We start from the raw sequence: 13631 nt of genomic DNA, 5'->3' as shown, positions 1-13631 counted from the left end.
ATGAGAATCTCCATTGACGTGTTGACTTCTTTGAACGAATGCCGCATGGAATCGAATTCATTTCCAGAAAATACGACGTACAACAAGCTGGAAACCTAAACTTTCTCGATGACGAAGAGACGGCGGCAATGAGTCGGTTTTTCGCACTTCACGTGACAATGCATACTATTTCCTTGTATCGACCTTTCGATCGTTCGATGTATTCGGGTAATGGTTCAGGCGTGTGCCGACATTCGCCGTCGGTTCGTAATGGGTGACAGGTTGGTCGCGAGTCGTGAGATATCGCCGCTTTCGTGTGCCTTGCACAGCGGCAGGAATACCGGCTGATACTCCGGCGCAGGAATTTGAGGAACTACGACGCAAAGATTGATGTTTAGCGATGGGATCTTATGGGTATAACCACGTGAAGAGTCGCAAAACTATTCGCGAGATTCATGCTTTTCGGTATCAGTAGGATGCCTAATCAAATAGACGAAATCGACGTCAAATTCAAATGCCGCGAATCAACCTGCGGAATAAACTGATAGGTCGTCGACAAGCGCTTTACGCGCATCGCGGGAGTCGGCAAGGACAGCGCTGCGAATCTGCATGAACTCGACACTCCGTGGAGTGATGGTCGGGTTCTAGTCGGCAACGGGGGGGCCACGATTCACACTTGCAACGGCGGCGGAAAGCGACGCTAGGCGCTTTCTGGGGTTCAACGTCGAACGCGTGGCCGCGCCCAATCCGACCACGGCCAGCGCGGCGTGCTAAAGCGGCACCGCCAAACGTTAGGCCGTCACGTTAAACGTGCCGCTGATCCGTTCGACGCGCGCATTAGCACGTAACAAAAAAACCACGGCTGGAGGGTTTTGCTAGCTAGACACTGGGTTAGTTAGCGTGACAATGCTCGAATGAAGCATTGCGTGCGAGCGTGAGCAGCGTATTCAGCTGCTCCGACCGTGCACCCGAGCGAGTCACCGCGAGCAAGTCGATCGTTGGTGCCGGTTCGTCGAACGGGCGACAGCACACCGAACGGCTCGCGATTTCCGTTACATAGGCGGGAAGTATGGAATACCCAAGCCCCATTCCAACGAGATTTATATCGAGCAACACGTTGCTGGCGCGATGGATGTGATCACAGGTCAATCCGTTCTGGTCGCCCCAGTCCGCCACGACTTTGCACATATGATCCCCGGCATATTCGGGATTCATGCCGACGAAATTTTCATTTGCCAGTGCGCTAACGGGAATGCTTTCGAGCTCGCACAGCGGATGACCCAGTGGCAAAACAGCCAGAAACGGTTCGTTCAATACGATCTCGCTTTGCAGGTCTTCGCTAACAGGACCACGCATGAACGCCAGGTCGACTTGGTGTTCGCGAAGTGCAGTCTCAAGATGCGGCGTGGGCAAGCTGTGCAGTTCAATATTGAGATTGGGGAAATTCATCCGAAGCTGGGGCAGGACTAGTGGGAATATCCGGACCTCGGCGGCTGGGACAAATCCGATCGACAGCGACGCCACACGACCGGCCGCCGCGCGCGCGCTCTTGAGCGCCAGATCAGCGTATTTAAGTGTCAGGCGCGCCTCTTCAAGAAACGCTACGCCCGCCGTCGTCAATTGCACGTGCCGCTTCGAGCGTTCCAGAAGACTCACGGTCAGTTCTTGCTCCAATGCCTGAATCTGCTGGCTAAGCGAAGGTTGCGCGATATGCAGGCGTGTAGCTGCGCGTGTGAAGCTCAACTCCTCAGCTACGGCGATGAAATAGCGCAACTGCCTCAATTCCATTCTGGATATCTCAATTTAACTTATAGATGTGGCCTATCAGGATATGGGAATAAAGTATTTCACCTTCATTCTGCATATTGCGATGATTAACCCACGTCAAGGTTGATCACATTCGCCGCGACATAACAGGAGACCCCCGCATGTCCGCCACTGCAGTCAATGTCGATGCACTGATCGACGCGGCAAAAGGCCGTGTCACGCCCCTTATCTACACCGACCCCGATATCTATCAGCTCGAACTTGAACGCATCTTCGGGCGTTGCTGGTTGTTTCTCGCACACGAGAGCCAGATTCCGAAGGCGGGAGATTTTTTCAATACGTATATGGGCGAAGATCCGATTGTGGTCGTTCGCCAGAAAGACGGCTCAGTCAAGGCGTTTCTGAATCAATGCCGTCACCGCTCGATGCGAGTGAGCTATGCCGATTCGGGTAACACGCGTGCGTTTACCTGCCCGTATCACGGATGGTCGTATGGTGTGGATGGGCAACTCGTCGAGGTGCCGCTGGAGCCGAAGGCCTATCCGCAGGGTCTGTGCAAGGAAAAGTGGGGGCTGCGTGAAGTCACCCGTGTGGAGATCTATAAAGGCCTTATTTTCGGTAATTGGGATGCAGAGGCGCCGGATCTAAAAAGCTATATGGGCAATATGGCGTGGTACCTGGATGGCGTGCTGGATCGACGCGAAGGCGGTACCGAAATCGTGGGCGGCGTCCACAAGTGGACGATTAACTGCAACTGGAAACTTGCGGCCGAGCAGTTTGCGAGCGACCAATATCACGCGCTGTTTTCACACGTTTCGGCTGTGGCGGTACTGGGCGCCGCGCGTGACGCAGCGCCTGAGGACAAGGCATTGGGTACCGGTCAAACGAACCGTCCGGTGTGGGAAACCGCCAAGGATGCCGTGCAATTTGGCGAAGCCGGTCACGGAAGCGGTTTCTTCTTCACCGAGCAGCCTGACGCGAATGTCTGGGTTGACGGAGAAGTATCGGAATACTATCGCGAGACATTTGATGAAGCAGAGCAGCGCCTCGGACGCATTCGCGCTTTGCGTCTTGCTGGACACAATACTTTATTCCCGACGCTGTCGTGGTTGAACGGCACCGCCACGCTGCGAGTATGGCACCCGCGCGGCCCGGACCAGGTCGAGGTATGGGCATTCTGTATCGCGGACAAAGCCGCATCGGATCACGTTAAAGCGGCGTTCGAGCGTAGCGCCACAAGAGCCTTTGGCCCCGCTGGTTTCCTTGAGCAGGACGATTCGGAAAATTGGGTTGAAATCCAGAAAGTGCTGAAAGGCCACCAGGCCCGAAACACGGCGATGTGTCTGGAAATGGGATTGAATGGCGAACGCCGGCGTGATGACGGTATTCCCGGGATCACCAACTACATCTTCTCGGAAACGGCTGCTCGTGCGCTGTACCGCCGTTGGGCTGATCTGTTGATTTCCGACACGTGGGAGGAAATTAACCAGCGTACCCAGAAGTTCCAGGAGGAGACCGTCAAATGAATAGCGTCGCTGAAAATCGCAACAAGAGCGTTTCGCTGGAACTGCACCACGAGATCAGCCAGTTCCTGTTCCATGAAGCCGAACTGCTGGACGACTGGCAGTTTCGTCCGTGGCTTGAATTGTTGTCGCAAGACATCCGTTACACGATGCGTACGGTCGTCAATGCACAGACGCGCGATCGCCGCCGCAGCGTGCAGCCGCCTACGACCTGGCTCTTCAACGAAGACGCATTCCAGCTCGAGCGCCGCGTCGCCCGTCTTGAAACCGGAATGGCATGGGCCGAGGAGCCTCCATCACGTACGCGGCATCTGATCACGAACATTCAGGTAAGCGCCGCGCAGACCGAGGGCGAATTCGATGTGCGCGTCAATTACCTGCTATACCGCTCGCAAAAGGAGCGCGACGAGACGTTCTACGTCGGCATGCGTCGTGACCGCGTTCGTCGAGTTGCAGAAAAAACTGCCGGCTGGGAAATCTGCAATCGCGAGATCGTCCTGGATCAGGTGGTGTTGACTTCCCATAACCTAAGTGTGTTCTTCTGATCATGGCCCGCGTATTCGTGTGCGAAAGCGGCGCGTTGGCCGACGGCGACGCGCGTAAGGTTGAAGGGGAATCGTTTGCGGCCATCGCCGTATTCAACGTTGCGGGCAGCCTCTTTGCGGTATCGGACCGATGCAGTCATGGCAACGCTTCCATGTCGGAGGCGTATGTGGAAGACGATGCGACTGTCGAATGCCCACTGCACGCCGCGCGATTCTGCCTGAAAACTGGTAAAGCGCTGTGTCAACCCGCGACAGATCCGCTGCGGACGTTTCCGGTTGTCGAGGAAGGCGGTCAGATCTTTGTCGAAGTGGAGGAGGTGAGCGCATGAGCTGGTTAAAGGATGAGGTAGCGCTCATTACCGGAGGCGGATCCGGTCTCGGGCTCGCACTCGTGGAGCGCTTTCTCGCTGAGGGCGCACATGTCGGCGTGCTGGAGCGGTCACCGGAAAAGGTCGACGCGCTGCGCAGTCGCTTCGGCGATGCCGTAGTGGCCGTGCAGGGCGACGTCTGTTGTTACGACGACAACCGTAAAGCCGTTGAATCAACCGTTGCGCGTTTCGGCAAGCTGGACTGCTTTATCGGCAATGCGGCGATCTGGGATCATGCGGCGACCCTCATGGACCTTACGCCGGAGCAGCTAGAAAGCGGATTCGATGAACTGTTCGCGATCAATGTAAAAGGCTATCTCCTTGGTGCGAAAGCTGCGTCGCGCGCGTTGGTTGCATCGCAGGGGAGCATTATCTACAGCCTGTCGAACTCTTCTTTTTATCCGGGCGGCGGCGGCCCGCTCTATACGGCGAGCAAGCATGCTGCTGTTGGATTGATCCGCGAGCTTGCCTACGAACTGGCGCCGAAGGTGCGCGTCAACGGTGTGGGTCCCTGCGGTATGGCGACCGACCTGCGTGGTCCGGCATCGCTAGGCCAGTCCGATCGCCGGATCATGGATTCGCGTTCACCCGAAAGCATTTCCAGCATTCTGCCGCTGCAGTTCTTTCCGTCGCCGGCTGACTTCACCGGCCCATTCGTCCTGCTTGCTTCGCGAGCGAACAACCGCACGCTCAGCGGTGTCCTGATCAATGCCGATGCCGGTCTCGGCATTCGGGGTATCCGCGACACTGCCGGCGGGATGAACCTCTAGTCGATCGAACTACTGCCAACACGGATGCGGCGCATTTCGTCACGAAGTGCACCGCCAGGAGACATCATGCCAGTCAAGCTCATTTGTGCCTCGCATTCACCCCTCATGGAAGGGGCGCGACCGGATGCCGATCTCGAACGACGGGCGCGAGGGACGTTCGCGAGCCTCGCCGAAGAAGTGCGTGCGTTCGCACCGGATCTCGTCTTCGTTTTCTACCCCGATCACTTCAACGGGTTTTTCTACGACCTGATGCCTTCGTTCTGCGTGGGCGTTCGCGCAGCGCCTGCGGGCGATTGGGGCAATGGCCAGTGCGAGTTCAAGCTACCCGAGGAGCGAGCGCTCTCGTTAGTGCGTGGCGTTCTCGCTGATGGCGTCGATACTGCTTACTCGTACCGTATGCAGGTCGATCACGGATTCACGCAGCCGCTCGAATTGCTGTGCGGTTCGACTGATCGCTACCCGGTGATCCCGGTGTTCATCAACGGCGCGGCGAAGCCTTTCCCGAGCTGCCAGCGCACTGTCGCCCTGGGTCGTGCGGTTGGTCGTCAACTGGCGAAGCAGGATCAACGCGTCCTCATCATTGGCTCGGGCGGCCTGTCGCATGACCCGCCGACGCCGCAGATGGGCGCAGTGCCGCCCGAGGTCGAGGAGTTTCTCATCAGCGGCCGTAATCCGTCCCGTGAAGCACGCGCTCGCCGCGAGGCGAATGTGCTTGCCACCGGGCAGTCGCTTGCGCGTGGCGAGGGTCCCTCATTGCGGCTTAATCCCGAATGGGACCGGCAACTGATGGAAAGCTTCCGCGCAGGCGACTTCAATCGGCTGGCCGCGTTGAGCGACGAAGAGATTTTGCGCGAAGGTGGTCGTGGTGGTCAGGAAATCCGTGCGTGGATCGCGGCATTTGCGGCGCTTTCCGAATTTGGTCCCTACGATGCGCAGGTCAACTTCTATGAACCTATCGACGTCTGGATTGCGGGTATGGGCATCATGAGTGCCGCCCCTAAATCCAGCGAGGGTGTGGCTGCGCGATGACGTGTCCCGTGTATGTAATTGCGGGCGCTGGTCAGGCCGGAGCGACCGCTGCGGCGGAATTGCGTCGTCGCGGATTCGACGGTCGGGTGATCCTTATCGGAGAGGAGGCCCATTTTCCCTATGAGCGGCCGCCGCTGTCGAAAGACATGTTGATTCAACCCGATGCGACACGCAGCGAAATCTTTGCGGACAGCTTCTACGCCGAGCAAAAGATCGAACTGCGACGCGGTTTGCGGGTGCTGAAGGTCGATCCGCAGGCGCACACGCTCGATCTCGATGACGGATCGACTGTCGCCTATGACAAGTTGCTCATTGCAACCGGATCGCGTGCCCGGCGCCTCCCGATGCTGGACTGTCTGGCGCGGGGCATTCATGTCCTGCGTACGCTCGATGACGCACAGGCACTACGTGCCGAACTTATGCCGGGTCGGCGTATTTTGATTGTCGGTGGTGGTGTGATCGGGCTTGAACTGGCTTCGAGCCTGGTGGATCTCGGCACTCACGTGACAGTGATCGAACGAGCCGATTCGGTCATGGGGCGTTGCGCACCTGCGCCGTTGAGATCGTATCTGTGTGACTTGCATCGTGAGCGTGGCGTCACGTTTCATCTAGGGGCGTCGCTGGAAAGCGCACGTCGTGAAGCTGGCGATATTGTGCTGGAGCTGGCCGATGGAACGCTCCTGCGTGGCGATGCAGTGGTCTACGGTGTCGGTGCGGAGCCGTGCACGGAAGCGGCAGTCTCAGCAAACCTGAAAATATCCGGTGGAATTGTCATCGACGAATACGGACGTACTTCGGATTCCGATATTTATGCCGCTGGCGACGTAACGAGCCAGTGGGACAGCGTGAGTCACCAATGGCTGCGCCGTGAAACCTGGGAGAACGCGAACCGTCAGGCGCTGACCGCCGCACGCGCCATGCTCGGTGTCGAGGAAGCGGAGACAGGGGTGCCGTGGTTCTGGACGGACCAGTGCGGACGGAATATCCAGCTGGCCGGCGATATGGAAGCTCCACAGTGGCTGATCCGCGGTGATGTGAACGATGCCGGGTTCATCTGGCTGGGCGTGCGCGATGACGTTGTGGTGGGTGCCGTGGCCGTCAACAAGGGACGGGAAATGCGTCATCTGAAGGCACTGATTGCAGCACGGTGTCACGCGGACTCACAGCGCCTTCTGGATCCGACCGTCGATCTGCGAAAGATGATGCAGGACTGACCTGATTTCTCGAGTTAATTCGCAGGGCACTACCGCACAACAGCGGTCGTGCCCTGACTGACTATTCAGCACGAGATTTTATTCACGGCAACACGCCGCAAAGAGTTTTCCGGTCACGCCACGCCGGCGGCATGACGGAACGCATCAAGGAGAACGCGATGTCTAACTCGAACCTCGTCACGACGCTCGCCGCGCGCCTGCGCGCCGCGGAAGCCTCGCGTGACACGATCGCCCCCGTGCGCGGCGAAATCGCCCTCGACGACATGGCCACCGCCTACGCCGTGCAACAGGCCAACGTGGACCTGCGCGTGGCCAACGGCGAGCGCATCGTGGGCCGCAAGATCGGCCTCACCTCGCTTGCGGTGCAAAAGCAGCTAGGCGTCGACCAGCCCGACTTTGGCGCGCTGTTCGCGTCGATGGCCTACGGCGACGGCGAACCGATCCCGCTCGCGCAGCTGATCCAGCCGAAGGTCGAAGCGGAAATCGCGCTCGTGCTGGAGCGGGACCTCACGCACGAAAAACACACCTTCGTCGACATCATCAACGCGAGCGCCTATGCGCTGGCCGCGATCGAAGTCGTAGACAGCCGCATCGCGAACTGGGATATCCGTTTCGTCGACACCGTGGCCGACAACGCCTCGAGCGCGCGCTTCGTGGTGGGTAGCCGCCCGGTGCCGCTCTCGCAGATCGACCTCACCGCGTGCGCAATGGAACTTACGCGCGAGGGTGAAGTGCGCTCGCGCGGCAATGGCGCAGCGTGCCTCGGCAATCCGCTGAACGCGGCCGTGTGGCTCGCCGACCGCATGGTGCAGCTCGGCACGCCGCTGCGTGCCGGTGACGTCGTACTCACCGGCGCGCTCGGCCCGATGGTGGCCGTCAAGGAAGCGGGCACTTTTACCGCGCAGATCGAAGGGCTCGGCAGCGTCCGCGCGACTTTCACCGCCTGATCAGAGGATGCAAATGGCAACGCAACAGGCAACGCAAAAACTCAAGGCTGCGATCATCGGATCGGGCAACATCGGCACCGACCTCATGATCAAGATCATGCGGCACGGCAAGCATCTGGAAATGGGCGCGATGGTCGGTATCGACCCCGCCTCGGACGGCCTCGCGCGCGCCGCGCGCCTGGGCGTTGCGACCACGCACGAAGGCGTGCAGGGCCTCGTGAACCTGCCCGTCTTTAAAGACATCGACGTGGTGTTCGACGCCACCTCGGCCGGCGCGCACGTGAAGAACGACGCGTTCCTGCGCCAGCACAAGCCCGGCATCCGCGTGATCGACCTCACGCCCGCGGCGATCGGTCCGTACTGCGTGCCGGTGGTCAACCTCGACGCGCAGATCGACGCGCCGAACGTGAATATGGTCACGTGCGGCGGCCAGGCGACGATCCCGATGGTGGCCGCCGTCTCGCGCGTGGCGAAGGTGCATTACGCGGAAATCGTCGCCTCGATCAGCAGCAAGTCGGCGGGCCCGGGCACGCGCGCGAACATCGACGAATTCACCGAAACGACGTCCAAGGCCATCGAAGTGGTGGGTGGCGCGGCGAAGGGCAAGGCGATCATCGTGCTCAATCCCGCCGAGCCGCCGGTGATGATGCGCGACACCGTGTACGTGCTGTCCGAACTTGCGGACCAGGCGCGGGTGGAAGCGTCGGTCGAGGAAATGGCGAAGGCCGTGCACGCCTACGTGCCGGGCTACCGCCTCAAGCAGAAGGTGCAGTTTGACGTGATCCCCGAGAGTGCACCGCTCAACATCCCGGGCCTCGGCAAATTCAGCGGCCTGAAGACCTCGGTGTTTCTCGAAGTCGAAGGCGCGGCGCACTATCTGCCGGCCTACGCGGGCAACCTCGACATCATGACCTCGGCGGCGCTGGCTACCGCGGAGCGCATCGCCAGCGCCGCTGTGGCCGCCTGAACGACAACGCGAGAACCACGAACATGAGCAAGAAACTCTATATCTCCGACGTGACGCTGCGCGACGGCAGCCACGCAATCCGCCACCAGTACTCGATCCAGAACGTGCAGGACATCGCCCGCGCACTGGACCGCGCGAAGGTCGATTCGATCGAAGTGGCACACGGCGACGGCCTGCAGGGCTCGAGCTTCAACTACGGTTTTGGCGCGCACAGCGACCTCGAATGGATCGAGGCGGTGGCCGACGTCGTTACGCACGCGCAGATTGCGACGCTGCTGCTGCCGGGCATCGGCACGATTCACGACCTGAAGGCCGCGTACAACGCAGGCGCGCGCGTGGTACGTGTGGCCACGCACTGCACCGAAGCGGACATCTCGAAGCAGCACATCGAGTATGCGCGCGAACTCGGCATGGACACGGTGGGCTTCCTGATGATGAGCCACATGACCACGCCGGAGAATCTCGCCATCGAAGCGAAGAAGATGGAAAGCTATGGCGCGACCTGCATTTACGTGGTCGATTCCGGTGGTGCGCTGACGATGAATGACGTGCGCGACCGCTTCCGCGCGCTCAAGGGCGTGCTCAAGCCGGAGACGACGACGGGCATGCACGCGCACCACAACCTGTCGCTGGGCGTGGCGAACTCGATGGTCGCGGTGGAAGAGGGCTGTGACCGCATCGATGCGTCGCTCGCGGGGATGGGCGCGGGGGCGGGCAATGCGCCGCTCGAAGTGTTCATCGGCGCGGCCGAGCGCATGGGGTGGAATCACGGCACGGATCTGTACACGCTGATGGACGCAGCCGACGACATCGTGCGTCCGCTGCAGGACCGTCCGGTGCGCGTGGATCGCGAGACGCTCGCGCTGGGCTATGCGGGGGTGTATTCGAGCTTCCTGCGCCATTCGGAAGTCGCTGCGAAGAAGTACGGCCTGAAGACCGTCGACATTCTGGTTGAACTGGGCAAGCGCCGTATGGTGGGTGGCCAGGAGGACATGATTGTTGACGTGGCGCTTGATTTGAAGAAGCGCGCTGAAGCTGGTCAGCAATAAATACAGCGGCACCGCGCACGGTCTTCGCGATCTGAATGGCGGGAGGAGCCGATGGTTCCTCCCCGGCGATTAACCAGGTTTTAAAGAGGAAGGTCATCATGACTGCACAGGCAATCACGGAAGCGTCGACGAGCAAGTTCGCCCGCGTAAAGGTGGACGATCAGGACGTACAGATTCACTACAACGACGTGGGTGCGGGCGCCGAAACGGTCGTGATGCTGCACGGTTCGGGTCCGGGCGCGAGCGGCTGGGCGAACTTTAACCGCAACGTCGAGCCGCTCGTCGCGGCCGGTTATCGCGTGATCCTCATGGATTGCCTCGGCTGGAGCAAGAGCGATCCGATCGTCTGCACCGGATCGCGCTCCGAACTCAACGGCCGCACGCTAAACGGCCTGCTCGACGTGCTCGGCATCGAGCGCGTGCATATCCTCGGCAATTCGATGGGCGGCCACAGCGCCGTGGCGTTCGCGCTCGCGAACCCGCAACGCGTCGGCAAGCTCGTGCTGATGGGTGGCGGCACGGCCGGTCCGAGCAATTTCGCACCGATGCCGACCGAAGGCATCAAGCTGCTTCAGGGTCTCTATCGCGAGCCGACCATCGAGAACCTCAAGCGCATGATGAATGTGTTCGTCTACGATGCGAGCGCGCTCACCGACGCACTGATGCAGGCGCGCCTCGACAACATGCTCGCACGTCGCGATCACCTGGAGAACTTCGTGAAGAGCCTCGCGGCGAATCCGAAGCAGTTCACCGACTACGGTCCGCGCCTGGGCGAAATCGCCGCGCCGACGCTCGTGATCTGGGGCCGCGACGATCGTTTCGTGCCGATGGATACGGGTCTGCGACTGCTCGCGGGAATGCAGAACGCGCAGCTGCACGTATTCAACCGTTGCGGCCACTGGGCGCAGTGGGAGCATGCGGACGCATTTAATCGCATGGTGCTGGACTTCCTGCAACACTGAGCTGGCGCGGCGCTTCGATTATGTGACTGCCGCAGTTCGCGGCAACCAGTCCGGAGTCGGGGCGACAGTTGCTACAACTCAGCGGCCGAAATTAACGACGGTGTGTGCCAATCCGTCGATCGCGGTATGAAGCCAAAGTTGCAGCACCTTATTCCCACTCACGCGGGTAAGGCTCGTGGCGCTCCCGTTCGACTTCGATCGCCAGGGCCGCCTCTTCCTCAAGCGCGCGAGCGCTGTGACTACTATTCAGGGAGTCTGCGCTTCCCTGACCATGCCTTGCTTGCCGTCGTGCAATCGCTCTGTGTAGGCGAGCCTTCAGTGTCGGATTTTCCGAACCCACAAAAATTGCCACAACGATAGCGCCGAACGACACCACCCCGAATATTGCCATTCTCGTATTTTTTATTGCTTGATCCGGAAATAATGAGCGCTAAGGACGACGCAGTAAACAACTTATTTCTTACACTTAACACGAAAACGTTTGCGCGGCGCAATGTGTCAAGTCAGGCGCTCACTTGGTGGCATGGGTATTAGCCCGCCCGTGATCGTCCCGGACGGCGGTTCACCGGTCGTCATCGAGAATAAACTCGCGTAACTTCGCCGGGCAGCATGTGGTGCGAGCAAAAATTTTTTGTCCCACTCCATCAACTGAGCGGGACAAAGTCTAAACAACGCACGACCGCAAGCTATTGATCCGTATGAGGGCGCAAGTCGGACCACTCACGATCAACGGCTGGTACAAGGCGGGGTTGATTCATCGGCGCGTCAATTGCGACGGGCATCGTTTGCTCATGCCCGTCGCTGCGATCAACCCCGACGTGTCCGCAGTACTCAGGACACCCCTTACGCGATGTCCGCACTGCTCTGGAACACGCCGACCGCATCGGTCAATTTGCGCGTCCTGACTTCAAGGCTGCTTGCGGCCGTGGCGGATTCCTGAGCCAGTCCGGCATTCTGCTGGGTCATCTGGTCGAGCTGCGTCACAGCAACATTGACCTGCGCAATTCCCTCGGACTGTTCCCTCGTCGCGGAACTGATTTCATTGATGAGGTCAGTGACCCGTGCGACCCGGCTCATGATGTTTCGCATCGAATCGCCGGCCTTGTTGACCAGCTCACCGCCAGTGGCCGTTCTCGCAACACTGTCGTTAATCAGCGCCGTGATCTCTCTTGCTGCCGTCGAGCTGCGCTGCGCGAGCGCTCGGACTTCACCCGCCACAACCGCGAATCCACGCCCCTGTTCCCCGGCACGTGCGGCCTCGACCGCCGCATTCAATGCGAGGATGTTCGTCTGAAAAGCGATGCTTTCGATCACGCTGGTGATCTCGCTGATTTTCTTGCTGGCGTCGGTAATCTCCTTCATCGTTTCCACGACCTTGCCGACTGCCGTATCACCCTCGGATGCCGCATCGCTTGTCTGCCCGGCGAGCGCGCTCGCTTGCAGCGCGGTGTCCGCGTTGTTTTTGACCGTAGCCGTCATCTCTTCCATCGAGGCTGCGGTCTGCTCCAGGCTCGCCGCCGAATGCACGCTACGGTCATTGAGGTCGTTGTTGCCCGCTACGATGTCGCTGCTGGACTGCCGGAGTCCGCCAAGCTGTTCGCTCACGTCGTCTACGAGCGAGCGCAGATTGAGGCCCGACTGATTGACCGCACGCAGGATCATTCCGATCTCGTCGACGCGGTTCAAGTGGACGTTTTGGCCGGGTTGGCCGGCCGCAACGGCGAGCGCCTGTTTCAGTACAACCTGCAGTGGACTGGAGATCTGTCTTTCGAGCCAGAAAGAAGTGAGCAGGGCGAATACCGCACCCACGGCCGCGAAGCCGCCGAGCATCCAGCCGGACAGATCCAGCATACGTGCAAGCAGAAGGGTTGGCACAAACGACACCATTAGCGCCGAGCGAATTCGCCACCGAACCGGCATGGTCTGCAATAACGATGTCCACGCCAACAATCCAGTGCGAACGATCAGGCCTTGATGAAATTTTCGCTGGCCGGCTTTGTCCTCGCGGAACGCTCGATAGAGGCGCTCGGCGGCTTCGATCTCGTTGCGCTCGGGCTTGGTTCGCACCGACAGGTATCCCGTCAATCGCTCATTGCGAATGATCGGAGCGGCATTCGCCCGTACCCAGTAGTGGTCACCGTTCTTGCGCCGGTTTTTTACGAGGGCCGTCCACGAACGACCCGCCTTTAGGGTTGACCACATATCCGCAAATGCTTGCGGCGGCATATCCGGGTGCCGAACCAGATTGTGGGGTTGGCCGAGGATTTCATGGTTGTCGAACCCGCTGACCTGGACAAATGCTGCGTTCGCGTAGGTGATATTGCTTTGCGTATCCGTGGTCGACATGAGCGTCGCGTCACGCGGGAAGTCGTACTCGTGCTGCGTTACAGGTAAATTAGTTCGCATGTCTTAATGAGGGTCAGACTGTATTTCGTTGGGCCACGGCTTGATTACAGTGTGCATACAGGCTAACGGCGGGCAGAGGTAAATATTGAGGTCGCGCAACTGTGA

General features: G+C 59.7%; 12 protein-coding genes. 10 read left to right on the top strand and 2 right to left on the bottom strand.

The window, feature by feature from the left end:
• Window positions 1–870 precede the first annotated feature (870 nt).
• A complete protein-coding gene (locus tag L0U80_RS28065) occupies window positions 871–1767 on the bottom strand; it encodes a LysR substrate-binding domain-containing protein (protein ID WP_233873787.1) in 897 nt (298 codons plus the stop codon).
• Window positions 1768–1907: 140 nt separating this feature from the next.
• Between L0U80_RS28065 and hcaE the strand changes: the two genes are divergently transcribed.
• From hcaE to L0U80_RS28015, 10 genes are all read left to right on the top strand, one after another.
• The gene (gene hcaE / locus L0U80_RS28060) at window positions 1908–3272 is read left to right on the top strand and encodes a 3-phenylpropionate/cinnamic acid dioxygenase subunit alpha (RefSeq protein WP_233873784.1); all 1365 of its coding nucleotides are present in this window, start codon (window positions 1908–1910) and stop codon (window positions 3270–3272) included.
• Window positions 3269–3814, top strand: coding sequence for a 3-phenylpropionate/cinnamic acid dioxygenase subunit beta (gene hcaF, locus L0U80_RS28055; RefSeq protein ID WP_233873781.1), 546 nt, complete (start codon window positions 3269–3271; stop codon window positions 3812–3814). The genes hcaE and hcaF overlap by 4 nt, the downstream gene beginning before the upstream one ends.
• Window positions 3815–3816: 2 nt before the next feature.
• On the top strand, window positions 3817–4143 hold the full coding sequence (gene hcaC, locus L0U80_RS28050) for a 3-phenylpropionate/cinnamic acid dioxygenase ferredoxin subunit (protein ID WP_233873778.1): 327 nt from the start codon (window positions 3817–3819) through the stop codon (window positions 4141–4143).
• A complete protein-coding gene (gene hcaB, locus L0U80_RS28045) occupies window positions 4140–4952 on the top strand; it encodes a 3-phenylpropionate-dihydrodiol/cinnamic acid-dihydrodiol dehydrogenase (RefSeq protein ID WP_233873776.1) in 813 nt (270 codons plus the stop codon). The genes hcaC and hcaB overlap by 4 nt, the downstream gene beginning before the upstream one ends.
• 66 nt (window positions 4953–5018) lie before the next feature.
• A complete protein-coding gene (locus L0U80_RS28040; protein WP_233873773.1) occupies window positions 5019–5981 on the top strand; it encodes a 3-carboxyethylcatechol 2,3-dioxygenase in 963 nt (320 codons plus the stop codon).
• An 8-nt stretch (window positions 5982–5989) separates the two neighbouring features.
• The gene (gene hcaD, locus L0U80_RS28035) at window positions 5990–7195 is read left to right on the top strand and encodes a 3-phenylpropionate/cinnamic acid dioxygenase ferredoxin--NAD(+) reductase subunit (RefSeq protein ID WP_233873771.1); all 1206 of its coding nucleotides are present in this window, start codon (window positions 5990–5992) and stop codon (window positions 7193–7195) included.
• A gap of 158 nt (window positions 7196–7353) precedes the next feature.
• Window positions 7354–8142, top strand: coding sequence for a 2-keto-4-pentenoate hydratase (gene mhpD, locus L0U80_RS28030; RefSeq protein ID WP_233873767.1), 789 nt, complete (start codon window positions 7354–7356; stop codon window positions 8140–8142).
• 13 nt (window positions 8143–8155) lie between these two features.
• Window positions 8156–9109, top strand: coding sequence for an acetaldehyde dehydrogenase (acetylating) (locus L0U80_RS28025; protein WP_233873764.1), 954 nt, complete (start codon window positions 8156–8158; stop codon window positions 9107–9109).
• A gap of 23 nt (window positions 9110–9132) precedes the next feature.
• Window positions 9133–10158 carry a 4-hydroxy-2-oxovalerate aldolase gene (dmpG, locus tag L0U80_RS28020; RefSeq protein WP_233873761.1) on the top strand — a complete coding sequence of 342 codons (1026 nt, stop codon included), beginning with the start codon at window positions 9133–9135 and terminating at the stop codon, window positions 10156–10158.
• Between the two features lie 98 nt (window positions 10159–10256).
• On the top strand, window positions 10257–11120 hold the full coding sequence (locus L0U80_RS28015; RefSeq protein ID WP_233873758.1) for an alpha/beta fold hydrolase: 864 nt from the start codon (window positions 10257–10259) through the stop codon (window positions 11118–11120).
• 843 nt (window positions 11121–11963) lie between these two features.
• On the opposite strand, the gene L0U80_RS28010 is transcribed toward L0U80_RS28015, so the two are convergent.
• Window positions 11964–13526 (bottom strand): methyl-accepting chemotaxis protein, encoded by a 1563-nt coding sequence (locus L0U80_RS28010; protein ID WP_233873755.1) that lies wholly within the window; start codon window positions 13524–13526, stop codon window positions 11964–11966.
• Window positions 13527–13631: the final 105 nt, after the last annotated feature.

It is taken from the genome of Paraburkholderia adhaesiva (genome assembly GCF_021390575.1).
Classification (GTDB): domain Bacteria; phylum Pseudomonadota; class Gammaproteobacteria; order Burkholderiales; family Burkholderiaceae; genus Paraburkholderia; species Paraburkholderia adhaesiva.
This window is presented reverse-complemented; position numbering and strand designations above follow the sequence as displayed.